This is a genomic window from Gemmatimonadaceae bacterium (genome assembly GCA_036504815.1).
Lineage (GTDB): Bacteria > Gemmatimonadota > Gemmatimonadetes > Gemmatimonadales > Gemmatimonadaceae > PNKL01.
This window is the reverse complement of the sequence record DASXUN010000021.1, coordinates 335,278-362,057: the sequence shown is the minus strand read 5'-3', so window position 1 is coordinate 362,057 and position 26,780 is coordinate 335,278. Positions and strand designations below refer to the sequence as shown.

Annotated in this window: 22 protein-coding genes; 17 read left to right on the top strand and 5 right to left on the bottom strand. The window is 66.8% G+C overall.

Going from position 1 to position 26,780, the window contains the following annotated elements; all coding sequences use genetic code 11:
• The first annotated feature begins 41 nt into the window (after positions 1-41).
• The 4 genes from VGJ96_11225 to VGJ96_11210 all read left to right on the top strand — a co-directional run bounded on the left by VGJ96_11225 (position 42) and on the right by VGJ96_11210 (position 5,007).
• Positions 42-2,300, top strand: coding sequence for a DUF5916 domain-containing protein (locus VGJ96_11225; protein HEY3287675.1), 2,259 nt, complete (start codon positions 42-44; stop codon positions 2,298-2,300).
• Between the two features lie 147 nt (positions 2,301-2,447).
• Positions 2,448-3,350 carry an arginase gene (rocF, locus tag VGJ96_11220; GenBank protein ID HEY3287674.1) on the top strand — a complete coding sequence of 301 codons (903 nt, stop codon included), beginning with the start codon at positions 2,448-2,450 and terminating at the stop codon, positions 3,348-3,350.
• Between the two features lie 59 nt (positions 3,351-3,409).
• Positions 3,410-4,333 (top strand): carbon-nitrogen hydrolase family protein, encoded by a 924-nt coding sequence (locus VGJ96_11215; GenBank protein ID HEY3287673.1) that lies wholly within the window; start codon positions 3,410-3,412, stop codon positions 4,331-4,333.
• A gap of 116 nt (positions 4,334-4,449) precedes the next feature.
• A complete protein-coding gene (locus tag VGJ96_11210; protein HEY3287672.1) occupies positions 4,450-5,007 on the top strand; it encodes an ester cyclase in 558 nt (185 codons plus the stop codon).
• A gap of 63 nt (positions 5,008-5,070) precedes the next feature.
• Here the strand turns inward: VGJ96_11210 and ettA are convergent, their stop codons facing one another.
• On the bottom strand, positions 5,071-6,744 hold the full coding sequence (gene ettA / locus VGJ96_11205; protein ID HEY3287671.1) for an energy-dependent translational throttle protein EttA: 1,674 nt from the start codon (positions 6,742-6,744) through the stop codon (positions 5,071-5,073).
• Between the two features lie 166 nt (positions 6,745-6,910).
• Here ettA and VGJ96_11200 point away from each other — a divergent pair, with 166 nt between their 5' ends.
• From VGJ96_11200 to VGJ96_11190, 3 genes are read left to right on the top strand one after another with little or no spacing between them, the layout of a single operon-like run.
• The gene (locus tag VGJ96_11200) at positions 6,911-7,624 is read left to right on the top strand and encodes a cytochrome c biogenesis protein CcdA (protein ID HEY3287670.1); all 714 of its coding nucleotides are present in this window, start codon (positions 6,911-6,913) and stop codon (positions 7,622-7,624) included.
• A complete protein-coding gene (locus VGJ96_11195; GenBank protein ID HEY3287669.1) occupies positions 7,615-8,127 on the top strand; it encodes a TlpA disulfide reductase family protein in 513 nt (170 codons plus the stop codon). The genes VGJ96_11200 and VGJ96_11195 overlap by 10 nt, the downstream gene beginning before the upstream one ends.
• Positions 8,127-9,020 carry an alpha/beta hydrolase gene (locus VGJ96_11190; GenBank protein ID HEY3287668.1) on the top strand — a complete coding sequence of 298 codons (894 nt, stop codon included), beginning with the start codon at positions 8,127-8,129 and terminating at the stop codon, positions 9,018-9,020. Before VGJ96_11195 ends, VGJ96_11190 begins: the two co-directional genes overlap by 1 nt.
• A gap of 45 nt (positions 9,021-9,065) precedes the next feature.
• Here VGJ96_11190 and VGJ96_11185 read toward each other — a convergent pair whose 3' ends face one another.
• Both VGJ96_11185 and VGJ96_11180 read right to left on the bottom strand, forming a co-directional pair.
• Positions 9,066-9,599: a 2'-5' RNA ligase family protein gene (locus tag VGJ96_11185; protein ID HEY3287667.1), complete on the bottom strand. Its 534-nt coding sequence runs from the start codon at positions 9,597-9,599 to the stop codon at positions 9,066-9,068.
• Positions 9,596-10,354 (bottom strand): phosphatase PAP2 family protein, encoded by a 759-nt coding sequence (locus VGJ96_11180; GenBank protein ID HEY3287666.1) that lies wholly within the window; start codon positions 10,352-10,354, stop codon positions 9,596-9,598. The genes VGJ96_11185 and VGJ96_11180 overlap by 4 nt, the downstream gene beginning before the upstream one ends.
• A gap of 93 nt (positions 10,355-10,447) precedes the next feature.
• Between VGJ96_11180 and VGJ96_11175 the strand changes: the two genes are divergently transcribed.
• Genes VGJ96_11175 through VGJ96_11160 form a run of 4 tightly spaced genes read left to right on the top strand, consistent with a single transcriptional unit; the run spans position 10,448 to position 14,575 of the window.
• Entirely contained in the window at positions 10,448-11,278 is an 831-nt protein-coding gene (locus tag VGJ96_11175; protein ID HEY3287665.1) for a hypothetical protein, read from the top strand.
• Complete coding sequence (menC, locus tag VGJ96_11170) at positions 11,275-12,402, top strand: o-succinylbenzoate synthase (GenBank protein HEY3287664.1); 1,128 nt, start codon at positions 11,275-11,277, stop codon at positions 12,400-12,402. Before VGJ96_11175 ends, menC begins: the two co-directional genes overlap by 4 nt.
• Positions 12,399-13,583: a M20 family metallopeptidase gene (locus tag VGJ96_11165; protein HEY3287663.1), complete on the top strand. Its 1,185-nt coding sequence runs from the start codon at positions 12,399-12,401 to the stop codon at positions 13,581-13,583. Before menC ends, VGJ96_11165 begins: the two co-directional genes overlap by 4 nt.
• Complete coding sequence (locus tag VGJ96_11160) at positions 13,556-14,575, top strand: L-threonylcarbamoyladenylate synthase (protein HEY3287662.1); 1,020 nt, start codon at positions 13,556-13,558, stop codon at positions 14,573-14,575. Before VGJ96_11165 ends, VGJ96_11160 begins: the two co-directional genes overlap by 28 nt.
• Here VGJ96_11160 and VGJ96_11155 read toward each other — a convergent pair.
• Complete coding sequence (locus VGJ96_11155) at positions 14,541-15,764, bottom strand: phospholipase D-like domain-containing protein (GenBank protein HEY3287661.1); 1,224 nt, start codon at positions 15,762-15,764, stop codon at positions 14,541-14,543. The genes VGJ96_11160 and VGJ96_11155 overlap by 35 nt on opposite strands.
• A 224-nt stretch (positions 15,765-15,988) precedes the next feature.
• Here VGJ96_11155 and VGJ96_11150 point away from each other — a divergent pair, with 224 nt between their 5' ends.
• From VGJ96_11150 to VGJ96_11125, 6 genes are read left to right on the top strand one after another with little or no spacing between them, the layout of a single operon-like run.
• Positions 15,989-18,115, top strand: coding sequence for an acyl-CoA dehydrogenase family protein (locus VGJ96_11150; GenBank protein ID HEY3287660.1), 2,127 nt, complete (start codon positions 15,989-15,991; stop codon positions 18,113-18,115).
• Between the two features lie 12 nt (positions 18,116-18,127).
• The gene (locus VGJ96_11145; protein HEY3287659.1) at positions 18,128-19,975 is read left to right on the top strand and encodes a hypothetical protein; all 1,848 of its coding nucleotides are present in this window, start codon (positions 18,128-18,130) and stop codon (positions 19,973-19,975) included.
• Positions 19,976-20,002: 27 nt separating this feature from the next.
• A complete protein-coding gene (locus tag VGJ96_11140; protein ID HEY3287658.1) occupies positions 20,003-20,812 on the top strand; it encodes a hypothetical protein in 810 nt (269 codons plus the stop codon).
• A gap of 11 nt (positions 20,813-20,823) precedes the next feature.
• Positions 20,824-21,849, top strand: coding sequence for a hypothetical protein (locus tag VGJ96_11135; protein HEY3287657.1), 1,026 nt, complete (start codon positions 20,824-20,826; stop codon positions 21,847-21,849).
• Positions 21,850-21,879: 30 nt separating this feature from the next.
• On the top strand, positions 21,880-22,803 hold the full coding sequence (locus VGJ96_11130) for an enoyl-[acyl-carrier-protein] reductase (GenBank protein HEY3287656.1): 924 nt from the start codon (positions 21,880-21,882) through the stop codon (positions 22,801-22,803).
• 9 nt (positions 22,804-22,812) lie between these two features.
• The gene (locus tag VGJ96_11125) at positions 22,813-23,421 is read left to right on the top strand and encodes a hypothetical protein (GenBank protein ID HEY3287655.1); all 609 of its coding nucleotides are present in this window, start codon (positions 22,813-22,815) and stop codon (positions 23,419-23,421) included.
• Positions 23,422-23,488: 67 nt separating this feature from the next.
• On the opposite strand, the gene VGJ96_11120 is transcribed toward VGJ96_11125, so the two are convergent.
• Positions 23,489-26,665 carry a glycosyl hydrolase gene (locus VGJ96_11120; GenBank protein HEY3287654.1) on the bottom strand — a complete coding sequence of 1,059 codons (3,177 nt, stop codon included), beginning with the start codon at positions 26,663-26,665 and terminating at the stop codon, positions 23,489-23,491.
• Positions 26,666-26,780 lie beyond the last annotated feature (115 nt).

Genomic DNA, 26,780 nt, shown 5'->3' with positions numbered 1-26,780 from the left:
GATGCCGGGCCCGCGTTGCGTTCTCCCCACCCCGCAAGCTCATGACGCGCTTTCCTCTGTCGCGCACGCTGTCGCTGGCGCTCGCCTCGCTTCCCCTCGTGCTGTCGGCGCAGGGTCCGTCCGTTCGCACCGGCACGGCCACCGCCATCAGCAAGCCGCCGGTCATCGACGGCCGTCTGAACGATGACGCCTGGCGGGGCGCCGCCGTTCTCTCCGGCTTCGTTCAGCGCGAACCCCACGAAGGAACCACCGTCAGTGAACGCACCGAAGTGCGGCTGCTCACCGACGGCGAAGCGCTCTACATCGGCGCCTGGATGTACGACCGCGATGCGTCCGCGATCGTGGCTGGCGAGAAGATCCGCGACGTCACGCTGACCAACAGCGACTACTTCGGCATCCTGCTCGACACCTACAAGGACCGGCAGAACGGCTTCCTCTTCGCCACCACGCCGGCTGGTGTGGAGTACGACGGCCAGATCATCCGCGAAGGCGAAGGTGGTGGCGTCACCATGACGGGCCAGAACCGGGCGCAGTCGGGGGCGCTCGGCGGCTTCAACCTGAACTGGGACGGCTCCTGGAAGGTGATGACCTCCCGCGACTCGGCGGGGTGGTATGCCGAGTTCCGCATTCCCTTCTCGACGCTCCGCTATGGCGGGGGCGCCAAACAGGAATGGGGACTCAACCTCGTGCGCATGATCCGCCGCCGCAACGAGGAAGCCTTCTGGTCGCCCATCTCGCGCCAGTTCAACCTGTACCGCATGTCGCAGGGCGGCACGCTCACCGGCCTGCAGGTTCCGGTGCGACGCGTGGCCACGATCACGCCGTACATCCTCAGCGCCGTCACCCGCAACTTCGCCACGAGTACCGATCCCGTGACCTCCGGGCAGGTGGGCGTGGATGCGAAGTACGGCCTGACGCCCAGTCTCACCCTCGATCTCACCGTCAACACCGACTTCGCGCAGGTCGAGGTGGACGAGCAGCGCACCAACCTGACCCGATTCCCGCTCTTCTTCCCGGAAAAGCGTCCCTTCTTCCTCGAGAACGCGGGGACGTTTGCGGCCGGAACGCCACAGGCCGTGGACCTGTTCTTCACGCGGCGCATCGGCATCGATTCGCTGGGCCAGCCCGTGAAGATCCGCGGGGGCGGCCGGCTGACGGGACGCGTGGGCGGCATGACCGTGGGCCTCATGCAGATCTTCACGGCCGAGCATAAGGGCGTGCAGAGCGCGCAGTCGTTCTCCGTGGCGCGGGCCATCAAGGAGGTCGGTCGTCGCTCGCGCGTGGGTGTCATCGGCGTCCAGCGCCTTGGTCTTGGGGACCGCGTGGGACCGATGTGCACCGGCTGCCCCGCCCTACCGGAAGACGTGAACCGCACCTTCGGCGTGGATGGCCGCCTTGGCCTCGGCGACGCCTGGACCATTGATGCCTGGGCGGCGAAGACGGAGACGCCCGGACGCTCGGGTGACGATTACTCGGGCAGTGCCCGCGCGGTCTACCTGACCCGCAATTGGAACGGCAGCGCCCGCTTCCTGCGCGTTGGCGCCGACTTCAACCCCGAAGTTGGATTCGTCAGCCGCACCCCCGGGTACACCTTCCGTGAAGTGCAGGTCATGCGCATGGTGCGCCGTGAGAGCTGGCGGCATGTGCGCGAGTGGAATCCGCACGTGACGTACCGCGAGTACTACGGATTCGACGGCTTTCACCAGTCGGGACAGTTGCATATCGACGTCAGTGAGGTGTCGTTCAAGAATGGCGGACGTTTCGGCCCCGAAGTCAACCTGTACCACGAGGGGCTGCAGCGGCCGTTCCAGATCGCCAAGGGCGTCACGCTTCCCGTCGGGAGCTACGACTACACCAACATCGGCCTCGACTGGGAAACGAACGCCGCGGCCCCGCTGTCGATGGTCCTGCGCGGCGACTTTGCCGGGTTCTACAACGGGACCCGCTCCGGCGGCACGATGACCGTCACGTACCGGCGCGGCGCGTCCATCACCTCGTCGCTGCTCCTCGACTACAATGACGTCACGCTCGACCAGGGGCATTTCATCAAGTCGATCATCGGCGCGCGTGTCGCGTACTTCTTCACGCCGCACGTGTTCGTGCAGTCGCTGGCACAGTTCAACGATCAGGCCTCGGCGTGGACGACCAATGTGCGGTTTGGCTGGCTGAACACCGCCGCCACGGGGTTGTTCATCGTGCTCAATGACGGGGAGCAGGCGGACAGCTTCTTCAACTGGCAGCGTCCAATGGCGCGGTCGCTGACGGTGAAGTTCACGCGGCAGTTCGGCACGGGACAGTAGCGCTGCATATCGGGCGGGACACCCTGACCGAGTGTCCCGCGCATCGCCATGCACGGGACGCGCATCTTCGCGCACCGGCGGCCGCTTGCCAGCCGGGGAACCCCCGGGATCAATTCATATGCCCCCTGTTCCCTGCACCCTGCACTCATGACCTTGATCGACCTGATGGGCGTTCCCCTCGACCTCGGTGCCAGCCGCCGTGGCGTTGACATGGGACCGTATGCGGTACGCGCCGCCGGACTGCGCAACGCGCTGGCGGTCCTTGGTCACGATGTGCGCGACCACGGGAACCTGCCGGTGCCCGACCGCGGCACCTTTCCCCCCGATGCCCGGGGCGCGGACTTCCTGCCAACCATCGCCGCCATCTGCGGCGACCTGGCATCGCGTGTGGAAGCTTCCGTTCAGGAACGCCACTTCCCGGTCGTCCTCGGCGGCGATCATTCGCTGGCGACCGGGTCGGTGGCCGGTGCGTCGCGTGCGTTGCACGCGCGCGGCGAGCGCCTGGGACTCGTGTGGGTGGATGCGCACGGTGACATCAACACGCCCGAAACGAGCCTGTCGGGAAATGTGCACGGCATGCCGGTGGCGCATCTGCTCGGGCACGGTGACCCACGCCTTCACTTCACGACCGGGGCGGCGGTGCTCGCCGAGCATACCGTCCTCGTGGGCATCCGCGATCTCGATCCCGGTGAACGGGCACACCTCCGTTCCTACGGCGTGCACGTCTTCACCATGCACGACGTCGACCGGCGCGGCTTGTCGGACGTGATGGAAGAGGCGCTCGTCTTCGCCAGCATCGGCACGGGCGGACTGTGGGTGTCGTACGATGTGGACGTGCAGGATCCCGTGCATGCGCCGGGCGTCGGCACGCCGGTGTCGGGCGGCTTCTCGTGGCGCGAAGGACACCTGGTGATGGAAATGGTCGCCGATTCGGGGCTGCTCGTCGGGCTTGACCTCGTGGAGGTCAACCCGATTCTCGACGTCGCCAACCGCACCGCCGAACTCGCCGTGGGACTCATCGCAAGCGCGCTCGGCGAGCGGATCTTGTAGCGAGATTCGGAACCATCGCATGACTTCCGCCGTCAGCCGCCACCTTTCAGGCCACCGCCATGCCACAGTCCGTAATCGCCGCGCTTCAGGTCGGCTCCGCTGCCGGCGGAATGAGCGAGACCCTTTCCCGCATCCTGTCGTTCGAGCGCGAGATCACGGCCGTCGGTGCTCGACTGGTCGTCATGCCCGAGGCACTGCTCGGCGGCTATCCGAAAGGAGAACTCTTCGGCACCCATTTGGGATACCGATTGCCGGAGGGCCGGGACGCGTTCGCGCACTATTATGGCAACGCCATCGACGTGCCCGGGCCGGAGACGGCGGCGCTGGCTGATCTGTCGCAGCGCACTGGTGCGAGCATCGTGGTCGGCGTCATCGAGCGCGACGGCAGTACGCTCTACTGCACCGCCCTGTTCTTTGATGCGGTGCGTGGCCTGGCGGCCAAGCATCGCAAGCTCATGCCGACCGGCACCGAACGGTTGATCTGGGGACAGGGCGATGGTTCCACGCTCCCCGTCGTCGATTCTCCCGCAGGGCGCCTCGGCGCCGCCATCTGCTGGGAGAACCACATGCCGCTGATGCGCACCACGATGTACGCGAAGGGCGTGGAGATCTGGTGCGCACCCACGGTGGACGAACGCGACATCTGGCAATGCTCGATGCGGCACATCGCCCACGAGGGGCGGTGCTTCGTCGTCAGCGCCTGTCAGGTGCAGCCATCACCGAAGGCCCTCGGCGTCCTCGTTCCCGGCTGGGAGGCCGATCGCCCGTTGATTCGCGGCGGTTCCGTGATCGTCGGCCCGCTGGGAGACGTGCTGGCGGGCCCGCTCCTCAACCAGACGGGACTGCTCACGGCGTCCATCGACACCGCCCAGATTGCCGGCGCACGCTTCGACTTCGACGTCGTCGGCCACTACGCGCGACCGGACGTCTTCACGCTGAGCGTGGACGAGCGGGAGAAGCGGGCGGTGGAATTCGTGCGGTGAGCGCCCGGGACCCCTTGCGGAATATTATCTTAGTACTAAACTAATTATCACGGCCAGCGAGAGCTGCTGCTCCCCCACCGCGCCGCACGTCCCGTACCAGACCAAGGAGCCCCCCAATGACCGGTTCCATCCGCCGTTTCATCACGGCCACCGGCGCGATCTTCGCCGCGGCGACCATCCACGCCCAGACTCCCGCCGAGAAGCCCGGGCATCCGGCGCCCCCACATGAAAAGCAGGCTCCCGCGGTTGAACGGCATCTCAAGGTGTTCGACGTCCTTGATTTTGACGTGTTCAGCGGCCAGAAGTGGGACCGTCTTGGCGAAAGCCATGACCAGAACATCGTCGTCACCTGGCCTGACGGTCATGAGACGGTGGGCCTCACCAAGCATACGGCGGACCTGAAGGAGATGTTCGTCTACGCGCCGGACATCACGATCAAGGTGCACCCGATCCGATTCGGCTCAGGCAGCTGGACCACCGCCACGGGCGTGATGACTGGTACGTTCAGCAAGCCGATGCCCATTGGCGACGGCAAGTTCATTCAGCCCACCGGCAAGCGCTTCGCCATCAGCATGGCGACCATCGGCCACTGGGGTGCCAACGGTCGCATGGATCATGAGTGGCTGTTCTGGGACAGCCAGGACTTCATGAGGCAGATGGGGTTGGCGAAGTAGCGCGCATTGTCGTGGTGGCAATGCACAGGCATTGCCACCACGGACATTTCCGTTGCCGGCGGCCTACCGCACCAGCTTCTTGTACTTGATCCGGTGCGGCTGGTCGGCGTCGGGACCCTTCCGCTTCTTCAGGTCCTCGATGTACGCCTGGAAGTTCCCCTCGAACCAGACGGCCTCCGACTCACCCTCGAAGGCGAGGATGTGCGTCGCCACACGATCCAGGAACCAGCGATCGTGTGAGATGATCACCGCGCAGCCACTGAAGTCGAGCACCGCCTCTTCCAGCGCGCGCAGCGTGTCGACGTCGAGATCGTTGGTGGGTTCGTCGAGCAGCAGCAGGTTGCCGCCCTGCATCAGCGTCTTGGCGAGGTGCAGGCGGTTCCGTTCGCCGCCGGAAAGGTTGGCCACGAGCTTCTGCTGGTCGGCCCCCTTGAAGCCGAACGCCGAGCAGTAGCCGCGTGAGTTGATCTCCTTCTTGCCCACTTGGAGCATCTCGCGGCCGCCGGTCATCTCGTCCCAGACGGTACGCTTGCCTTCGAGAGTGCGGTCCTGATCCTGATACGAGATCTGGACGGTCTCACCAATCTTCAGCTCGCCCGCATCAGGCTTCTCAACGGCGTTGACCATCCGGAACAACGTCGTCTTGCCGGCGCCGTTGGGCCCGATGATCCCCACGATGCCCGCGCGCGGCAGGTCAAACGACAAATCCTCGAAGAGCAGCTTGTCGCCGTATCCCTTCTTGAGCTTCTTGGCGATCACCACGTCGTTGCCCAACCGCGGCGCCGGCGGAATGACAATTTCGTTCTGCGTGATTTTTTCCTGCTGCGCCTCGCTCAACATCTCTTCGTAGTTCTGCAGGCGCGCCTTGTTCTTGGCCTGCCGCGCCTTGGGCGACATGCGCACCCACTCGAGTTCCTTCTCGAGCGTCTTCTGTCGCTGTCCGGCCTGCTTCTCCTCGATCGCCAGGCGGGCGCGCTTCTGTTCCAGCCAGCCGCTGTAGTTCCCCTCGTACGGCACGCCGCGGCCGCGGTCGAGCTCGAGAATCCACTTGGCCACGTTGTCCAGGAAGTAGCGGTCGTGCGTGATGGCCACCACCGTCCCGGGGAAGCGCTCGAGGTGATGCTCCAGCCACGCCACCGACTCGGCGTCCAGGTGGTTGGTGGGTTCGTCGAGCAGCAGCATGTCGGGCTCTTCCAGCAGGATGCGGCAGAGCGCCACACGGCGCTTCTCGCCGCCGGACAGCACCTTCACATCGGCATCCGGAGGCGGCAGGCGCAGCGCGTCCATGGCCACCTCGATCTTGTTGTCGAGGTTCCACAGGTCGTGGTGGTCGATGTATTCCTGCAGCTTCCCCTGCTCGTCGAGCAGCGCGTTCATCTTGTCGTCGTCCATGGGTTCCGCGAACTCCATGGCGATGGCATTGAACCGGTCGAGCTTGGCGCGCTGTTCCTGGAGGGCCAGTTCGACATTGCCGCGCACGTCGAGCGTCTCGTCGAGCTGCGGTTCCTGCGGCAGGTAGCCGATCTTCGTCCCCTTGTGCGGCCACGCCTCGCCCTGAAACTCGTTGTCGAGGCCGGCCATGATCTTCAGCAGCGACGACTTGCCGGAACCATTGGGGCCGATGACGCCGATCTTCGCGCCGGGGTAGAACGACAGCCAGATATCGTCGAGGATGATGCGCTGTGGGGGAACCACCTTGCGCAGTCCTTTCATTACATAGATGAACTGTGGGGCCACGGTCGAACGCTCGCTAAAGGGGGTGCGGGGGTAATCATGAAGAATAACCCACCCCCGCTCGCCAAACGTCACCCAACGAAGCTACCGTACGGGGAGGGGTCGTTCCCTGCACTTTGCACCTCACTGTGCCCGTGCCCCTGCACCACACACTTCTTCCGTCCGCACCGTGGACTTCTCCGGCATCGCCGATCGCCTCTCCCAGAGCCCCGTTACCGCCATTCCGGTGCTCTTTGCCGCCGGGGTGCTGACCAGCCTCACGCCGTGCATCTACCCGATGATTCCCATTACCGCCGCGATCGTCGGCGGCACGGGCACAGGCACGGAGAACGGTCGAAAGCGGGTCGTCCTCCTCACCCTGTCGTACGTTATCGGTCTCGCGCTGGTCTATTCGCTCCTCGGATTGCTCGCGGGACTTTCGGGGACGCTGTTTGGGTCGGTCAGTGCCAACCCCTGGCTCCTCTTCGGAATGGCCAACCTGCTCCTGCTCGCCGCGTTGGCGATGCTCGACGTCATTCCCGTCCGCCTGCCGGCCGCCGTCACGGCCAGGTCCGCCACGGTGGGGGAGAGCGGTCGTGTCGGCGGGGCCTTCCTGATGGGCGCCGCCTCAGGGCTCGTGGCGGCGCCGTGCTCTGCCCCGGTGATGGCCGCGGTCCTCACCTGGGTGTCGCGAACGAAGTCCGCGGCCCTGGGGTTTACCTATCTGTTCGCGTTCTCGCTCGGCATGTGCACCCTGCTCGTCATCGTCGGCCTCTTCAGCGGCTCGGTCAGCCGACTGCCGCGCGCTGGCGCATGGATGCTCTGGGTCAAGCGGCTCTTCGCTTTCGCGATGATCGGTGCGGCCGAGTACTACCTCATCAAGGCAGGTCAGGGATGGTTTTGAACTACGGGGCGCGGTGGGGATTGGTGATGGCGGCGATTGTTGCGCTCCTCGCGCCGGGGGCACAGGCACGGGCACAGGATAGCGGCATTGAGGTGGGCTCCAAGGCGCCCGCCGCCGCGGTTGAGACGCTCAGCGGGCAGGCGGCGGATCTCTCCTCCGTGCTCGGCAAGGGTCCCGTGCTCATCCAGTTCTGGGCCACATGGTGCCCCACCTGCAAGGCGATGGAGCCGGCAATGCAGGCCGCACAGCAGAAGTACGCCGGCAAGGTCACGTTCGTGGGCGTCGCGGTGAGCGTGAACCAGAGCCCGCGTGCGGTGCAGGCGTTTGCCGCAAAGCACTCGCCCAGGATGACCCACTTCTTCGACCGGCGCGGCAAGGCGGTGGACGCGTATGAAGTGCCGGCCACCGGCTTCGTGGTCGTCGTGAACAAGGCGGGGGTGGTGGTCTACACCGGGCTCGGTGCGCAACAGGATCTCGACGCGGCCATCAAGAAGGCGATGTGATGACCAGGGCCGTGCGCCGCGGCGTCGTTGCGGTCGCCGTGCTCGCCGGCGTGGGCTACACCACGCCGATCGTGTACCTGATGGCGAACGAGAAGCGCATGGTCTTCCAGCCCGAGGCATTTGGCGGGCGCACGGTGCTGCCGCTCCCCGATTCGCTCGGCCTCGTATCGAACCGATTGACGCTGACGAGCGGCGACGGCGCAAAGATCACGGGCCTCGTCATTCCCGCCACGGACACGGCGGCCCAGTGGCTGCTCTACCTGCACGGCAATGCCGGCAACGTCACGTCGTCGGTGCTTCCCCAGTTCTACAAGCGGTGGCATGCGCTGGGCCTCAACATCCTGGCCATCGATTACCGCGGCTTTGGCGAGAGCGAATCGCGCGCGCCCGACGAGCAGGGGACGTACGCGGATGCCCGCGCCGCGTACGACTGGCTGCGCGTCACGCGCGGCATTCCGGCGGCACGCATCATCATCTACGGGCATTCGTTGGGATCCGGCGTCGCCACCGAACTGGCCCTGCACGTGCAGGCGGGCGGCCTGATCATCGAAGGGGCCTTCACGTCCGCGCCCGACATCGGCGCCGCGATGTATCCGTGGTTTCCCGTGCGCCTGATCGCGTCGCAGCGCTTCGACAATCTCGACAAGATCGCCCGCGTCGCCGTGCCCAAGCTGATCATGCACGCGAGCGACGACCGCATCGTCCCCTACGCGCACGGTCAGCGCCTGTTCGCGGCGGCCAGCGCCCCCAAGGAGTGGGTGGAACTCAAGGGCGGGCATATGCGCGCATTCCTGAATGACAGCGCGCATTTCTGGGGACATGCCGGGGCGTTCGTGCAGCGCCTGCGTACCGACCTGCCGGTGAGCGAGTCCCCGCCACCTGAACGTCCGTAGACCGCGACGACTTGCGATGGGACGGCAAATGCCGTCCGGCGGCGGTCAGGCGCTGCCGGTCAGCGCAATATCGAGCAGGTGCACCGGGGCTTGCGGCGCACGGGTGTGATACACGCGCAGCGTGTCGATCACAAAGGGCTCATCCACGCGCACCGCCATCAGGGCGCGTACGTTGTCGGGCGTGAGCGTGGGATAGAAACTGAGCGTGCAGTGTGGCGTGAACGGATAGCGCGCCAGTTCATACGATAGCCCGGTCCCTTTCAGCCGCTCATGCAGCGCCCGAATGGGGCCGTGTGGGTCGACGGGAAGCACCACGATCTCGCGTCCGATGAAACGGTACGGCACCTCGAACCGCAGGTGCAGCGGTCGCGTTTCCGCGCCAACCGGCGTGAGCGCGGCACGCAATTCCTCCTTCGGCGTGTCGGCGCGGATGGGGCCGGCTCCGGATGATCCGAGCAGCGTGATGTGTGGCGGCAGTTCGTTCGCGAGCTTCGGGTCGAATCGGCGCTGCAGTTCGCGCAGGCGCTCCCCAACGGGTCCCACCAGTTCCGCGGTGATGAAGATGCCGTTGGTGCTCATCGCGGGTCGCGCGGCAGCAGGTGCCGGTCGAGCCAGTTGCCGGGGCGATCGGCGTGGTAGCGCGCAATCACTCGGCCGCTCACCACGCCGATCCCGGCGCCGAGGATGACGTCGCTGGCCCAGTGCTTGTCGGCATGCATCCGCGCCAGACCGGTGAGTGCGGCCGCCGTGTACAGCGCCGGCGCGGCCCAGCGTGTGGTGGAGGGATGCGACATTCGCAGTTCGCGCGATGCGGCGCTCGCGAACGCGAATGCCGCGGTCGTGTGTCCGGACGGAAACGACTGCCGCGTGGCGTCATGCACGCCCGAGAGCAGGCGAAAATTGCCGGGCTCTCCCGGGCTCGCAAATGGCCGCGCCCGCCCGGCGAAACCCTTGATCCCCCCGGTGACGATGCCGCTCAGCACGACGGCCTCGCCGGCGCGCATCCCCAAGCGCGCAACGTTCGAACGCCCGGTCGCCCAGCCGGCCGCATAGAGCACGGCCGAACCGGCGATGACCCCAGGGCTGCCGTACGCATTGAAGAGGTCGGCCCCGTGCGAGAACAACGGCGATTCCTGCACCCACCGCCGTTGCATCAATCGCTGGCCGTCGCGGTCCGCCGGCATCACGAGGACGGATGCGAGCGTGAAGGCGCCGAGCAGCCGGGCATCCTTCCACGTTACAGGAGACGGCGCGTGCGTCGCCGGCCCCGCGGCGGCTGGCGCCGGCGGGGCGATCGTCGCTTGCGCCCCGGCGATGGCGACCCCAGCCCCCAAGGCCGCCGAAACCCGGAGGGCCGTGGCCGCTGAGTTCGTGACGTGTCGCCACGCACGTTGGTAAAGGTCGTGATGTCGCATCAGATTAAGGATATGGACACCGCCGCGGCCGCGCCCCCTGCCGGGCTGCAGATTCGCGACCTCGTTTCCCACGAGGATCGCCGCCAGTGCGTCGCCTTGCAGGAGGCGACGTGGGGGGCCGACTTCAGTGAACTCGTCCCGCCGGCCATCCTGCAGGTGGGTCCCAAGGTGGGGGGCATCACCGCCGGCGCCTTCGACCAATCGGGACGTCTCGTGGCGTTCGTCTTCGGCCTCACCGGCATCCGCCACGGCGTGCTCGCCCACTGGAGCGACATGCTGGCCGTCGTCCCCGAACTGCGCGGCACGGGAATCGGCGCGCGACTCAAGGCCTGGCAGCGCGCCCGCTGCGAGGAGATGGGCGTCCGGGTCATCTACTGGACCTGGGATCCGCTCGTCTCGCGCAACTCCCACCTGAACCTCAACAAGCTGGGCGCGCGCGTCGACGAGTTCGTCGAGAACATGTACGGCGTCACCGATAGCTCCCAGATGGGGCCGCTCCCGACCGACCGGTTCGTGGCGGCATGGGAACTCGACCACGTCATGATCGCCCGCCGCCTCGCGGCGCGGGCGGACGATGCGCCGACGCTGGCGAGCCTGCCACTGGCCGCTGGCGGGCCCGGCGCGCCGCCGCCCGCCACCTGGCTCGATGCCCCCGCCGTGCGCGTGGACATCCCGCGCGATTTCCCCGCGCTGCTGGCGACCGACCCGGCCGCGGCCGCGGCGTACCGCCGCCATTCGCACGCGGCGTTTATGCATTATTTCGCACTTGGCTACCAAATCAGCTCCTTCCACCCGGCGCCGGATGGCGACGGGTCCTACGTGCTCACGAGGCCCCTGACATGATCCGCCTCGACCGCCTCACGCTGCGCGAGATCCGTCTCCCGCTGCGCGAACCGTTCCGCATTTCCTCGGGGTCCGTCTCCGAGCGCCGCATTTGCCTGCTCGAGCTTCACGACGCGAGCGGCGCCGTAGCGTGGAGCGAGTGCGTCGCCGGCGAGTGGCCCAACTACTCGTCGGAGACCATCGACACCGCCTGGCTGGCCATCGAGGCGTACGTGGCGCCGCGCGTGCTTGGCGTGCGCATCGACAAGCCGGCCGACGCGCACGCGCTGTTCGAGCGCGACTTCCGCGGGCACCAGATGGCGAAGGCCGCGGTGGAGATGGGCCTCTGGGGCGTTGCCGCCGCGCAGGCGGGCGTCCCGCTCGCCCAGCTCATCGGCGGCGTCCGGGAACGCATCGCCGTCGGCATCTCGCTGGGCATCCAGGCATCGCCGCAGGCGCTCGCCGACAAGGCGTGCGCGGCCATCGCCGAGGGCTACCAGAAGGTGAAGATCAAGGTCGAGCCCGGCCGCGACGTGGCGTTCGTGCGCGCGGCGCGTGAGGCGCTCCCGAGCGCCGAACTGATGGCCGATGCCAACAATGCGTACACGCTCGCCGATGCCGCGGTCCTGGCCGAGTTCGACGCACTCGACCTGATGATGATCGAGCAGCCGCTCGCGCACGATGACCTCGTGCGGCATGCGGACCTGCAGCGGCGGCTGAAGACGGCCATCTGCCTCGATGAGTCCATCACGTCGCTCGAGCGGGCGCAGGACATGGTGACGCTGGGCGCGGGACGCATCATCAACATCAAGCCGGGGCGGGTCGGCGGATTCCACACCTCGATTTCCATTCACAACTACTGCCAGCGTCAGGGCATCCCGGTCTGGTGCGGCGGCATGCTGGAGAGCGGCATCGGGCGCGCCTACAACGTGGCGCTGGCCTCGCTCCCCAACTTCACCCTTCCCGGCGACCTGTCGCCGAGCCGCCGGTACTGGGCGCAGGACATCGTCACGCCGGAGTGGACGATGGCCGCCGATGGCACCATGGCGGTTCCGCTCGACCGGCCGGGCATTGGGGTGGATGTCGATATCGACCGCATTGACGCGCTGACGGTGCGCCGGGCGACGATGAGGGCCCCGGCATGAGCGTGAACGTCCCCGGAGCCGTGCGTGCGCTCTTCACCGAGGCGGATGCCGCGCTGCTCGTCGAGTTGCGCCGCGACCTGCACGCGCACCCGGAACTTTCGTGGAAGGAAGTCCGCACCCAGGCGCGGCTCGAGGATGCGCTGCACCACATCGGCATCGCCGAGGTGCGACGGATCGCCGGCACGGGGTTGGTGGCGCGCGTGCCGGGGACGGTTCCGGGCGCGCCGGTCATCGCGCTGCGCGGCGACATTGACGCGCTGCCGATCCAGGAAGCGACCGGCCTGCCGTATGCCTCCCGTCACGAGGGCGTGATGCATGCCTGCGGCCATGATGTGCACGCCGCCTGGGCCATCGGCGCCGCGCTGCTGCTGCACCGCGCGCCTGCCGCTGGCGACGTGATCATCGTGCTGCAACCGGCGGAGGAGGTCGGCGCGGGCGCGTCGCGAGTGCTCGAGAGCGGTGCGCTGCAGGGCGTGCAGGCCATCTTTGGCGGCCATGTGGATCGCCGCTTCGAGGTCGGCCAGGTCTGCGCCCAACCGGGGCCGCTGGCCGCCTCCACCGATACGTTCACCATCACGCTCGCGGGAACGGGCGCCCATGGGGCGCGTCCGCACGAATCGGCCGACCCGGTGGTCGGACTCGCCGCGCTCGTCACCGCCCTGCAGACCATCGTGTCGCGCCGGCTCGACCCGGCGCAGCCCGGTGTCGTAACGGTCGGGATGCTCCACGCGGGCTCTGCACCCAACATCATTCCCGAGACCGCCGCGCTACAGGGCACCGTACGCGCCACCACGGCGGCTTCGCGTGACCTGATTGTCGGCGAGGTGGACCGGCTCGCCTTCGGTGTCGCCGCCGCGTACCGGCTTGAAGCCACGATTGCGTGGGGACATCGCACACCGCCGGTCGTCAACTCGCCGGATGGCGCGCGCTGGGCCGCGGAAGCTGCGGCGCGCGTGCTGGGCGCGGACGCCATCGTCCCGCTTGGCACCACCAACATGGGCGGCGAGGATTTTGCCTTCTACCTCGAGCAGATCCCCGGCTGCTTCCTGCGCATCGGCGCCCGCGAGCCCCATGGCGAACGCACGGCAGCGCACTCGCCGCGTTTCCATGCGGCGGAGGAAGCGCTCTTCATCGGCGCCGCCGTGCTCGCCGAGTGCGCGCGCGTGGCCAGTCGTTCGTGATCCGGCACGCCGTTGATCCCGAGCATCCGTCGCTGGAGATCATTTCGGCCGCTGCGGCGGTGATCCGGCGCGGTGGCCTCGTGGCCTTTCCCACCGAAACGGTCTACGGACTCGGCGCCGATGCGCTGAGTGAACGGGCGGTGCTCGGCATCTTCACCGCCAAGGGGCGGCCGTCCTACAACCCGATCATCGCGCACGTGGCGAGCATCGAACACGCGAAGTCACTCGTCACGCAGTGGCCGCAGGCGGCGGCGCGGCTTGCCGCGCGCTTCTGGCCCGGCCCGCTGACCATGGTGCTGCCTCGCGCGCCGCACGTGCCGCTGGCGCTCACCGCGGGCCGCGACACCGTGGCCGTGCGGATGCCGGCGCATCCCGTGGCGCTCGCGCTGATCACGGCCGCCGACTGTCCCATCGCGGCGCCCAGCGCCAACCGCTTCACGGAAGTGAGTCCCACGACCGCCGATCATGTGGCGCGCGGCCTCGGTGATCGCGTGGACATGATTCTCGACGGCGGGCCGTCATCGGTTGGCATCGAGAGCACGGTGGTCGACCTCTCCGGGGACATCCCGGTGCTGCTGCGCCCGGGGATCCTCTCGCGCACCGACCTCGAACGGGAACTCGGCGTCCCGCTGCGCGATCCCGCGCCTGCCACCCATGCCACCGAAGCCCGCGTGTCGCCCGGGATGATCGATCGGCACTATGCCCCGCGGGCGCGCGTCGTGCTGGCGGCGCCGGCCGACGTTGGCGCCGTGATCGCGCGCGAGGCAGGCAACGGACGGCGCGTCGGCGCGATGGTTGTCGTCGCCGACGCCGCGGGCGCCGCGCACGTGCAGCGGATGCCCGCCGATCCCCTGGGCTATGCGCACGCCCTCTACGCGGCGTTGCATGCCGCCGACGACGCGGCGTGCGACGTACTGTGCATTGAAGAGCCGCCCGATGGCCCCGAATGGGCCGGTGTCAACGACCGCCTGCGACGCGCCGCGCACCCTTGATCGCGCGCGACAGCCGCGACGGCTGCCGCTTCACTTCCTTTGAATGCTCGAGATCGGAGAGGAACATCTCCTCCGCCTGGGTGCCGAACTCCCGGCTGCCGATGATGGCGTCGAGTTCGTAGTTGATGGCCGCGCCGAGCGGGTTGAAATCGGTGGAACCGATGCGGGTGATCACGCCGTCCATCACCGTCGACTTGGCGTGCATCATCTCGCCTTGCCATTCCCAGATGCGCACGCCGTTCTGCAGCAGCGACGAATAGTAACTGGCCGCGTAGCTGTTCACCCACGGATGGTCGTTGCTCCCGGGGACGAGCACGCGCACGTCGACGCCGTCCCGCGCCGCCCCTTTCAGTGATTCCACCACGCCGAAGGCGGGAATGAAGTACGCGGTGGCAATCCACAGCCGTTCGCGTGCGGCGGCGGCCTGCACTTCCAGCGCGCGCGAGATGCGAAACCGCCCGGGCTCTCCTTCGACGATGCCCACGAGCGCCGGGGGTGCATCGGCAAAATCCATCCACGAATTGCGCGCCGCCCGCACCATGCGTCGCTGCTGTCGGCGGGTGGGGCCCTGCCCCACCGCGCGCAGCCACATGGTGTCAAAGGCGCGTTCCATCGCCTCGGCGGCCGGGCCCTGGATCAGCACGGCGGTGTCGCGCCACGGACGGCGCTTCGGGCCCACGGCTCCCATGCGCCATTCCTCGCCGATGCCAATCCCCCCGGTAATCCCCACCTTGCCGTCGGCTACGAGCACCTTGCGATGGTCGCGCGGCAGCAGGCCGAGCCAGGCACGCAATCCCACGGGACTGAAGATGCGAACGTTCACGCCGCCCGCGCGCAGGACCTTCCAGACACGCCGTGGGGTGCCACGGCCGCCGATCCAGTCCACGAGCAGACGGACGCGAACACCGCGCTGGACGGCGGCGATGAGGGCCTGCACGAACCGCTGTCCCACCTCGTCGGCGCCGCGGAAGATGTAGCACTCGAGATCGAGCGTATATCGCGCCTGTTGCATCATCGTCAGCATCGCCTCGAATGCCGCGGCCCCATCGCGCAGCAGCACCGGGTGATTGCCGGCCGACACGTCCGCCGCCGCAACACGCCAGAGCCCGCGGGCAAAGCTGACGCCGGCCGACGGGCCAGCCGGCGGTGGCCACTGGGGCGGATCAGAGGGTTCGAGCGGTGTGGGCATTCAGATGGAAGGTGCGGCACGGTCGTGCCACAAGGAAGCGCAACCGGCGCGCGAAAACGCTGGCTCGGAGCGTGCCCCGAGGGCATCTTTCCTGCCGCATCGTAGCAGAGGTGCTGCCGCCCCCCGAGGTACTGCCTGCCGCTGCTGCGGCGCCGCTCGTTCGCGGCGCCGGCACGCGGGCTGTCGCATTCGGCCTTTGGACTTATTACACAGGGAACGGCACCATGAATCAGGACGGCTCGTCGAATCAACCGCCGGCGCTGCTGCAGACGCTCCCCGGGGACGACGTTCGGCAGATCATGTGGCGCTTTGCCGAGCGATTCGACTACCAGATGGTCGTCCAGTCGGCGCGCGCCGTCGCCCGTGGCCCGGTGGCACGGGCGGTCGCCAAGGGCGCGCGAAATACGCACGAGTGGACCGAGGACAAGGCGGCCCTGCTGACCGAGTTCGATGTGGCGGGCATTACGGCGGCGTCGATCGACCCCGAATTTGGCGGTTTCCTCGAAGGTCCCAAGAACTTCGTCCTCGGCCTGCTCGCCTTTGAGCTGGCCTGGGTGGATGCCGGGTCCGGCACCTCGAGCATGGCCAACACACTGGCCCTGGCGCCAATTCACGAGCGCGGCACCCCGGAGCAGAAGCAGAAGTACATGTCGGCCTCCGTGCCGCCCCAGCCGGGCGAGGATCGCAAGATCTGGCGCGGCGCCTTTGCGCTGACGGAGTCCATCCCGTACGTGGGCGTGGACACGGGCGTCCTGAGCGGCCGCGTGCGCGTGACCGAGTGGCGAGATGGTGAGGAGCCGTTGCTGCACGTCGACAAGCGCGGTCGCTTCATCACCAACATGGGCTCGGCCAACTTCGTGACAGCGGCCGTGGATTCTGGCGATCCGAGGATCAAGGGCAGCTGCATGATCATCCTCGAGGAGACCGACCCGGGCACGTGGGACCGCGGCATCCCCACCAAGAAGCTCGCGCACCAACTCTCGTCCACGCGCGATCCGGTCTTCAGCCTGCAGGTGCCGGCCAGCCGCATCATCGGCGGGTACACGGTCAAGGACGGCGTCATCATCCCGAACTACAGCCACGCCGATGTCATCGAGGCCGTGTTCACGCGCACGCGCGCCACGCCGGCCATCATGACATCGGCGAAGCTTCTTTCCGCCGTGGAGCCGGTCATTCGCTACCATCGGCGGCGGTTCCGCGGCGCGGCGGGGATCACCGAAGGGACGCCGCGGTTCGACATGGGACTGCAGCAGAAGGAAGATGCGCTGCACCGCCTGCTCGACGTCTGGGCGGCGGGCGAGGCGGGCGCATCGCTCGGATTCGAGACGTCGCGCCTGCTGGACACGTACGACGCCATCGAGAAGGCCAAGGCCCAGGTGCTCGCCCAGCAGGGCATCGCGGGCGGACGCGCCGAACTCAAGGCGCTGCGCGCCCGTGAGAAGGACGCCGCGGAGTACGTGGCGCTGGCGTACAAGCGGTCGCCAACGGCCGAAGAGTCGGCGCGTCTGGCCGCGCTCGACGCCGACGCCGTGGTCAAGTTCATCGTCACCGAGTCGCTGTCGAGCGTGCTGATTCCGTCGGCCAAGCTCTGGAACACCGGTCATGGCGTGAACATGATGCGCGAAGCCGTCAGCATGATGGGCGGCTACGGCATTACCGAGGACTGCCCCGGCTTCCTCGGCACCAAGTGGATCGATGGCCAGCTCGAGGCGACTTACGAAGGGCCCGAAGTCGTGCAGCGCCGCCAGCTCTCCGTCACGATGTCGCGCCCGATCTTCCTGCAGCAGTTCCAGCAGTGGATTGCGCACCTGCGCGAGGTGGCCAGGGCGCATCCAACGCTTGGCGCCGGCACGCTGGCGTCGGCCATGGAACTCTGGTTCTGGTCGCGCGAGCATCTCTCGTCGGCCAAGGATGCCCACGGCCGCGATCTCTATTCCAACCAGCGACATGGCGTCACCTATCCGCTGGCTGATGCACTGGCCTGGTTGGTTGCGACGTACCACCTGGTGCTCGATGTGATCGAGCTCAAGCAGAAGGGACCCGAGAACGCCGCCCTTGCCGAGGGCATCGACGGCCTGGTGAGCTTCTACTCGGACCTGACGCACATTCATTGCGCCACGGCCGCGGGCGAGGCAACCAGGATCTGCGCCGAACTCGTCTTTGGCTATCGAGCCGAGCCGGAGGCGCCGGGCAGCGTGCCGGGCGCGGATGCGTTCAGCGACGTCGCGCCGTTCGTTGCGCTGCGAACCAAGGTGGATGCCTCGCTCGCTGGGTCGAAGCTCGCCAAGGATCGCGCGGCGGAATCGCTGGCGCACGTGATGATTCCCGAAGTGCTGGACTATCCGGTATAGCGGGATGCGCTCATGACCGACCTGCGCAGCACCATGGAAACCGATATCGTCTGTGTCGGATTCGGCCCGGCCACGGGCGGATTCCTCACGACCTTGTCGCGCGCGCTGGTGGACGAGCAGGGTAACACCCTGCTCGAGAGCCGCGTGATGCCCGGCATGCCGCTGCAGGTGCTCTGCTACGAACGTGCGGATGACATTTCCTTCGGCGTCTCCGGCGTGGTGACACCGGCGCGCAGCATTCGCGCCTCGTTCACGCCGGAGCAGCTGGCCGAAGTTCCCATGTCGACGCTCGTGAAGCGTGAAGAGGTGCTCTACCTGCAGGATCCCATTGGCGCGAGCCGGCGATCCTCCGGCGTGCGGGCGCTTGATGCGGTGATTGGAGCGCTCAAAGGGGCGCTTCCCTGGACTGATCATGCCATTGCGCTGCCGTGGATTCCGCCGTTCCTGCAGAAGCACGACGGGATGATCTTCTCGCTCGGTCAGTTGAATCAGTGGGTCGGCTCGCAGCTCATGGGATCGGGACTGGTGCAGATCTGGCCGGGAATGCCGGTCCGCGAGCCGCTGTATGACGGCGATCGCGTCATTGGCGTGCGGCTCGTCGATCAGGGCGTCGAGAAGGATGGCACGCCAACGGGCGCGTTCATGCCTGGCATGGACGTGCATGCCGCATTGACCGTCGTTGGCGACGGTCCCATCGGTCCTGTCGGCCAGCAGCTCAACCAGCGGTTCGGTTTCCCAGAGGGGCATCACCAGCGGGAATGGGCCATCGGCATGAAGGCCGTGGTCGAGCTCGCGCCGGATTGCGATCTCGAACCCGGCGCCGTGCTGCACACGTTCGGCTATCCCGAGCCCGAGATCTTCGGCTTCCTCTATGTGCACCCCGACCGCATGGCGTCGGCCGGCATCTTCATTCCGTCGTGGTTCGACAACCCGGCGCGCACGGCCTATCGCTATCTCCAGCACTGGATGACGCACCCGCGTCTCTGGAAGCACCTCAAGGGGAGCACGATGCGCTCGTGGGGCGCGAGGACGCTCCAGGAGAGCGGCCGGCGGGGCGAGCCCTATCTCGTCGGCGATGGCTACGCGCGCATCGGTGAAGGCTCGGGGAGCACGAATGTGCTCACCGGTTCCGGGGTGGACGAAGCGTGGGCCACCGGCGTGCAGCTCGCGGAAGCGGTCATTAAACTCGCCAAGGCGGACAAGCCGTTCACCCGGGAGAACCTCGACGCCACGTACGTCGCGCGCCGCCGCGCGAGCTGGGTGGACCGCGAGTCGAAGGTCGCCGAGAAGGCGCGCGACGGTTTCAACGCCGGCTTCCTGCGCGGACTCATTGGCATGGGCCTCACCGGGATGACGCGCGGCCTCGTCAACATGCCGGGCCGGGTGAAACCGCCGCATGACCGGCTCCCGTCGCTCGAAGCGTACTTCGGAGACCGCATCCCGCCCGCCGAAGTGCGCGACATCCGCCGTCAGTGCCAGGCAACAGGCATGCCGGTGCACGATGCGCTGATGGATCGGTCAGGTTGGCCAAAGATCGAGTTGGATGGCGCGCTGCTCGTCTCGCATCAGGACGCCCTGCTCATGGGCGGCAAGGTGCAGGCTGCTGGCGGCTTCGCCGATCACGTAACCTTCCTGAACACGTCGACGTGCGCCGGGTGCGGGGAGCAGGTGTGCATCGATGGCTGCTCAGGCCAGGCGATCATGCCGGGTCCTGGCGGCATCCCGCTCTTCGACCGGGAGAAGTGCATTCATTGCGGCGTCTGCATGTGGAACTGCTCCAAGCCGCATGCGGCCGACCCGGAACGCAGCAACGTTGGATTCGCCGCCGGGTCGGGCGGCCTCCATTCGCCCATCAACTAGCCAACGCCCCACAGGGAGCGCGAAGCGATGTCCACGGGTTTTCACGTCGTTGTCCTTGGCAGCCTGGTACCGGACCTCCTGCAGACTCTGGAGCCGGTGCAGGGCCCCACTGGCCCCGCCCTCAAGAACGAATTGATGCTTCCCGCCGTGCTCGATCCGTGGGCCGGGCACGCGCTGTTCGAAGCGGCGCACCTCGCCTCCAGGCACCCCGGCAGCAAGGTCTGGCTTGTCAGCCTCGGCCCGAAGGCCAAGCTGCACCAGCTCATGATGAGCATCGCGCAGAAGGTCCCCTTCGAACTGGTGGCGGTGGACGGCTCGGCGAGCGGCTTCACCGATTCCTTCGAGGTCGCCGAGGCGCTCGCGGGCGCCATCGAGAGGATTCCCGCCCTCGACCGGTCGCGCCTGCTCCTGTTCGGCGGTTGCGCCTCGGCGTCGCGTGATGCGGGCACCACGGTACAGATGGTGGGCGAACGGCTCGCTATCGCCGACCAGTTCCTCTCGGCTGATGAACTGACCGTCTCGGCGGATGGGACGCTCACCGTGCTCGAGCGCGTCGAGGGCGGAAAGTATCTCGTGTCGGAGGTGTCGGGTCCTCCCTGTGCGATCGCGTGGGCCACCGGCAACCTGCCCGAGCCGCCCAACAACCCGCAGGTCGGCATGATGAACATGCGCACCATCATGCCCGCGCTGCAGAAGGCACCGGCGGTGAAGCTTGCCGCGCAGGGAACCACCTTCATGGGCGTCGAGCTTCCCAGGCAGGAACGCAAGACGCGCATCGTGAAGGACGTGCCGCTTGACGACATGGCGAAGGAAATCGCCGAATGGATCAAGGCCTAGGGGCGACGATCATGGAAACCATCCTGTTTCTTGCGCATACCGAAGACGACGGCTCACTGGGGCGCGCGGCATTCGAGGCGCTGTCCGGAGCGACCGATCTCCACCGGCAAATGAGCACCGCCACCTTCGCCGTGGGAATCATCGGCGGCGAGGTATCGGCTGCCGCCACCGCGGTGTCCGGATGTGGCGCCAGTGCCTTCTATGCCGTTGCGGGTTCAGACTTTGCCGTGTCCCGATATGCCACGGACGCTGCTGCGCTCGACGCCATCTGTCGTGCGGCGGGGGCGACCATCGTCGTGGCCCCTGCCACCGCGCGCTTCAATCGCGTGCTCCCCGGGGTCGCGCAGCGGCTCGGCGGACGCATCGACACGCATGTGGGCGGATTTGTCGTGAACGGCGCGGAACTCCGGATTCAGCGCGGGTATTATCGCCAGCGCATGATCGCCACGCTCAGCCGTACCGTGCGTCCCTGGTTCCTGACTGTGGACGGCGGCGTCTTCCCGCGGTGGGAGGGCGCGACGGCGACCGTGCCGATTCAGTCGCTGACTGTCCCTGTCGGCGACGAATTGAGAAAAACCAAAGTGGTCGGCTTCAAGGCACCGCTGGCCAATGCCCAGACCATTCGTCCGGACGCCAAGCTGCTCTTCGTGGCCGGTGTGGGCTGGACCAAGAAGCAGGGCGACGGCCAGGTGCATCTGGACGACGCCGCCACGACCATTCTCGGCTTCCTCGACAAGGCCAACGCGTCGCTGGGCAGCAGCAAGTCGCTCGTGGACCAGTCCAGCGAAGGGCAGAACGTCTTCTCATTCATGAGCCATCTCAACCAGGTCGGGCAGACCGGCTCGACGCCCCGCCATCCCAAGGGGCTCTCCACCTGCTGCCATGGTGAGGAACCGCACGTGGTGGGGTGGCGGTTTATCGGCGAACGTCGCGCCATAAACCTCGACACCAACTGCGGTTGGGCGCAGGGCAAGGCCGATGTGCTCTACGTGGCCGATGCATTCGAGCTTGTCAGGAAAGTCACCGAACTCTTGTAGGGATAGCCGAGCCCCCCTAGTGTTCCCTTCATGCTGAACATCGATCTTCGCGGGAAGCGGGCGCTCGTCGCCGGTGTGTCGGATGACAATGGTTTTGGCTTCGCCATTGCCAAGGCGCTGGCCGAGGCTGGCGCCAGCATCACCGTGGCCACGTGGCCGCCGGCGCTGAACATTTTCCGGAACCTCCTCGAGCGCGGCAAGCTCGATGAGTCGCGCACGCTCTCCGATGGCTCCATGCTCACCTTCGAGCACATCTACCCGTTGGACGCCGCGTACGACACGATGGCTGACGTCCCGCAAGAGGTGCGCGAGAACAAGCGGTATCGGGACCTCGGTGACTTCTCCATTGAAGGCCTCGCCAGGCAATACCAGGCCGACTACGGCGAACAGTCGCTCGATATTCTTGTGCACTCGCTGGCGAATGGCCCCGAAGTGAAGAAGCAACTGCTCGACACCAGTCGGGCCGGTTACCTCACGGCGCTGAGCATCTCGTCGTACTCGCTCGTGTCGATGCTGTCGTACCTCGGCCCGCTGATGCGACGCGAAGGGGCGGTGATCTCGCTCTCATATCTCGCCGGCCAGCGGGTCATCCCCGGATATGGCGGTGGCATGTCGACGGCCAAGGGCGCGCTCGAAAGCGATACGCGCACGCTGGCCTTCGAGGCGGGCCGGCGGTTTGGCATTCGCGTGAATACCATTTCGGCGGGACCCATGGCATCGCGGGCTGCCAGCGCCATCGGGATCGTCGAGACGCTCGTCGATTATTACAAGCTCAACTCACCCCTTCCCGAAGTGCTGACCGCCACCGAGGTCGCCTACGCCGCCGCGTTTCTCTGCTCGCCGTTGAGCAGTGGCATCACGGGATCAACCACTTACGTGGACAAGGGGTACAACGCCATGGGCATGGCGGTGGCAATGCCCCCCGATTTCCCGGATCTCACATCACGCACATAAAGAGTCATCATGCGCAGTCTGTTTCTTGTCATTACCGCCGCGGGTCTCGTTGCCTGCGGCGCACCCGCGCGGCAGGATGCGCCTGCCGCTGACCCGAAGGCACCGGCGACCGATCCTGCCGTCGTCAGCGTGCCGCTGAATCTTCCCCGGCTTGCGAGCGACGCGCCGGATACCACCAGGAAGTCCCCGCTGATTCCCGCCGATGATCGTGAACGCATGCGGGCCATTTCCGCGCTCTATGCGCTCGTCACGGCCACCATGATCAACCAGGATAGCCGGATGCTGAGCCAGCTGTATGCGCTCAACGCCGTGCTGCATGCCCCCGACTCCACTGTCCGCGGCAGCACCGAGGTCGTTCATCACCTCATCACCTACGCGCGCTCCAAGTCGCTTGCCGACTTCCAGCGCATCTCGCATGGCCAGCGGATCATGGACGACTCGACGCTCGCGGACAGCGGCATCTACCAAATGGTGCTCAGGCGTTCGCCCAAGGATTCGGTGATTGAACGCGGGCAGTACAGCGCAGTGGTGCGAGCGCGCAAGGACATCAACGCCTGGGTGATACTCGAGGATCAGTTCAAGGTCGGCGCGCCCGCGAAGCGAAAGGGCGCCAGGTAGGCAGGCGAAAACAACGAAGGGAGCGGCCTCGGCCGCTCCCTTCGCACATCCGGACCTTGGCGCCACCTCAGTCAGCGGCCACCTTCGGCGCCTTCTTCTTGGGCGTCACTTCCGGCAGCCCCAGCTTCTTGAGCTGTTCATTGAAGCCCTTGAGATCCTCCGCATAGACCTTCTCCATGCGCTTGGTCTGCACGTCGAGCTTGCCATTCAGTTCCTTGAAGACCTGCATGGCCTGGGCCGGCGGACGGCCCGGTGAGGACCCGGCCATACCGAGCAACGCAGCAATCTTGTTGTTCAGCTTGATCGGGTAGTTCAGCGGATCCTGCGAACTCTGGTTCTTGATCTGGTAGATCTCGCCCTCCACGGTGGTCACCTTGCCTTTGAGCGCCTTGCCCTGATCGCCAAGCTGCGGCGCCTGCTTCAGGCGGTCATTCACCTGCGCCTTTACATCGCGCGCGGTGACCACGGCTTCGTTGGCTTCGCTCACCTTGTCCCGCACCTGGATGAGGAAGTCGAACTGGGCCACAAGATCCGCCATCGGCACCTTGAACCGCGGGTCGGCCTTGACCGTGAAGGTCTGTGCCTGCATTTCGCCGCCGGCCGTCATGCGCACGGTGTACGTGCCGGGAAGGGCAAGCGGCCCGGTGACATTGCCAGCCCAGAAGATCATGCCATCGAACCGTGTGGCGTCGGGATAGCGCAGGTTCCAGTTGAACTGGTTGAGCCCCGCCTTGTTGGCCACGCGCTGCGGCCTTGGCGGGCCGCCGCGGCCCCCTTCGCCTTCCCCACCGGCGGCCGGCGCCGGAGCAGCCACCGAGTCGCTGGTGAAGGTCTTGATCAGGTTCCCCTTCGCATCGAGGAACTCGAGCGTTACGCGTGTGCCGGGTTCCTTCAGCTGATAGTAGATCACCGCGCCCGACGGCGGATTCTGGCCGGTCGGCGTCTCGCCGCCGTACCCCGCCCCTGGAATGCGGAAGCCACCGCCCCAGTCGATGCGATACGCGTCCGACGGCTTGTAGAGGTGCGCCTTCTTCTCGGTCACCGCGGCGGCGAGCTGCCGCAACGGTGAGATATCATCCATGATCCAGAACGACCGGCCGTGCGTTCCCAGCACGAGGTCGTTGTCCTTGATGACCAGGTCGTGCACCGGCACGGAGGGCATGTTGCGGCGCAGCGACTGCCAGTGGGCACCGTCGTCAAAGGAAACCCAGACGCCCTTCTCGGTGCTCGCGTACAGCAAGCCTGCCTTCTTGGGGTCTTCACGAATGGCACGCGTGAACTCGTCGCCCGGAATACCGGTCACCATTCTGGTCCACGTCTTGCCGAAGTCATTCGTCTTGTAGAGGATCGGCGCAAAGTCATTCTGTTGATAGCGGTTCGCGGCCAGGTACGCCGTGCCGGCATTGAAGTGGCCCGCGTCAATGAGCGAGACGCGCGTGAAGTCGCCGATGTCCCTGGGCGTCACGTTCGTCCAGTGCGCCCCGCCGTCGCGCGTGATCCACACCAGGCCGTCATCCGTTCCTGCCCAGATCAGCCCCGGCGTGATGGGCGACTCGCTCAGCGCGAAGATCACGCCATACGTCTCGACGCCGGTCTGGTCCTTCGTGATCGGGCCGCCCGACGCACCCATCGTCTTCGGGTCACGGCGCGCGAGTGGTGGTGAGATGATCGTCCAGCTCTCGCCTTCCGTCGTCGTCTTGAAGAGCTGCGACCCCGCCGCGTACAGGATGTTCGGGTTGTGCGGCGAGAAAATAATCGGGAACGTCCACTGGAAGCGGTACTGGATGTCTTCCGAGGAATAACCCATCGGGTTGTCCGGCCACGGGCTGACGTTGCGCTCGAGCCCGGTACTCAGGTCCTTGCGCGTCAACAGGCCACCGTAGCTGCCGGCAAAGATGATGTCCGGCTTCACTGGATTCGAGGCGATGTATCCCGACTCGCCACCGCCTGCATCCTTGAAGTCGGCGATCGTCATGCCGCCTTCCTTGCGCGACGGCCCGCACAGCGTGCTGTTGTCCTGCTGTGCACCGCACACCTGGTACGGGAAGTGATTCGTGGTGGTCACGTGGTACATCTGGGCGGTGGCATACGCCTGGTTCGTCCACGCGCGCCCGCCGTTGAACGACACGTTGGCCCCGCCGTCGTTCGCCTCGATCATTCGGTTCGGGTCGTTGGGCGCGATCCACAGGTCGTGGTTGTCGCCGTGGGGCACCGGCATGTTCTGCGGGAACGTCTTGCCCCCGTCACGCGACCGGAACCACTGCACGTTCAGCGCATACACGACATTGGAGTCCCTGGGATCGGCCACCATGCGCGAGTAGTACCAGGCGCGCTGCCGCAGCTTGCGCTCGTCATTCAGCTTGGTCCACGTGGCACCGCCATCATCCGAGCGGTACACCCCGCCTTCATCCGCCTCGATCAGCGCCCAGAGGCGATTCGACTTTCCACCCGAGACCGTGAGCCCGATCTTCCCGAGCACGCCCTTGGGCAGTCCGGGGTTGGACGTCAGCTCCGTCCACGTCTCGCCGCCATCGGTGCTCTTGAAGATGCCGCCGCCCGGACCGCCGGAATTCATCGACCATGGCGTTCGGTATGCATGCCAGAATGCGGCGTACAGCACGTTCGGGTCATTCGGGTCGATGGCCATGTCCGAAATGCCCGTGTTGGCGTCGCGATACAGCACCTTGTGCCACGTCACGCCGCCATCGGTCGTCTTGAAGACCCCGCGCTGCTCGTTGGCCCCGAAGGCATGGCCGAGGACGCCGATCCAGACGATGTCCGGGTTCGTGGGATGGACGATGATCCGGCGAGCATGATTCTTGACGTCGAAGTACGTGATGCGAGACCAGCTCTTGCCGGCGTCCCTGGTCACCCAGACGCCATCGCCGGGTGCCGTGTTGCCACGAATGTCCCCTTCACCGCCCGCCGACCAGACGATGTCGGGATTCGACTCCGACACGGCCAGGGCGCCCACCGTGCCGCCGAAGAACCTGTCCGTTGCCGGCTGCCAGCTCATCCCACCGTCCGTGGTCTTGAACACGCCACTGCCGGTGGTCCCCATCCAGTACTCGTATGGGCGCTTCGCCGAACCGGCGACGGCCACGGATCGGCCGCCGCGATATGGCCCGATCTCACGCCAACGCAATGCCGCAAAGGTGGTGGAATCGAAGGACTGCGCGGCGAGCACGGCCGGCAGCAGGAGCAACAGGGGTGCGGCAATCATCCGGCGGGAGAACAGCAGCATGGGGAGTCCTCACAAAGTCGGGCGGGGCAGCGCCGGCGCGTGACAGCACACGCTGGCCGGACCTCGTACATTCAGTAAAGTTGGCCACTCGCGCCATCCGAGGCGAGAGTCCCCC

Excerpts from the sequence above, each read along its gene's own strand:
- VGJ96_11225 (HEY3287675.1), top strand. The coding sequence starts at position 42 with ATGACGCGCTTTCCTCTGTCGCGCACGCTGTCGCTGGCGCTCGCCTCG.
- rocF (HEY3287674.1), top strand. The coding sequence starts at position 2,448 with ATGACCTTGATCGACCTGATGGGCGTTCCCCTCGACCTCGGTGCCAGC.
- VGJ96_11215 (HEY3287673.1), top strand. The coding sequence starts at position 3,410 with ATGCCACAGTCCGTAATCGCCGCGCTTCAGGTCGGCTCCGCTGCCGGC.
- VGJ96_11210 (HEY3287672.1), top strand. The coding sequence starts at position 4,450 with ATGACCGGTTCCATCCGCCGTTTCATCACGGCCACCGGCGCGATCTTC.
- VGJ96_11195 (HEY3287669.1), top strand. The coding sequence starts at position 7,615 with ATGGTTTTGAACTACGGGGCGCGGTGGGGATTGGTGATGGCGGCGATT.
- VGJ96_11190 (HEY3287668.1), top strand. The coding sequence starts at position 8,127 with ATGACCAGGGCCGTGCGCCGCGGCGTCGTTGCGGTCGCCGTGCTCGCC.
- VGJ96_11185 (HEY3287667.1), bottom strand. The coding sequence starts at position 9,599 with ATGAGCACCAACGGCATCTTCATCACCGCGGAACTGGTGGGACCCGTT.
- VGJ96_11175 (HEY3287665.1), top strand. The coding sequence starts at position 10,448 with ATGGACACCGCCGCGGCCGCGCCCCCTGCCGGGCTGCAGATTCGCGAC.
- menC (HEY3287664.1), top strand. The coding sequence starts at position 11,275 with ATGATCCGCCTCGACCGCCTCACGCTGCGCGAGATCCGTCTCCCGCTG.
- VGJ96_11165 (HEY3287663.1), top strand. The coding sequence starts at position 12,399 with ATGAGCGTGAACGTCCCCGGAGCCGTGCGTGCGCTCTTCACCGAGGCG.
- VGJ96_11155 (HEY3287661.1), bottom strand. The coding sequence starts at position 15,764 with ATGCCCACACCGCTCGAACCCTCTGATCCGCCCCAGTGGCCACCGCCG.
- VGJ96_11150 (HEY3287660.1), top strand. The coding sequence starts at position 15,989 with ATGAATCAGGACGGCTCGTCGAATCAACCGCCGGCGCTGCTGCAGACG.
- VGJ96_11145 (HEY3287659.1), top strand. The coding sequence starts at position 18,128 with ATGACCGACCTGCGCAGCACCATGGAAACCGATATCGTCTGTGTCGGA.
- VGJ96_11140 (HEY3287658.1), top strand. The coding sequence starts at position 20,003 with ATGTCCACGGGTTTTCACGTCGTTGTCCTTGGCAGCCTGGTACCGGAC.
- VGJ96_11135 (HEY3287657.1), top strand. The coding sequence starts at position 20,824 with ATGGAAACCATCCTGTTTCTTGCGCATACCGAAGACGACGGCTCACTG.
- VGJ96_11130 (HEY3287656.1), top strand. The coding sequence starts at position 21,880 with ATGCTGAACATCGATCTTCGCGGGAAGCGGGCGCTCGTCGCCGGTGTG.
- VGJ96_11125 (HEY3287655.1), top strand. The coding sequence starts at position 22,813 with ATGCGCAGTCTGTTTCTTGTCATTACCGCCGCGGGTCTCGTTGCCTGC.
- VGJ96_11120 (HEY3287654.1), bottom strand. The coding sequence starts at position 26,665 with ATGCTGCTGTTCTCCCGCCGGATGATTGCCGCACCCCTGTTGCTCCTG.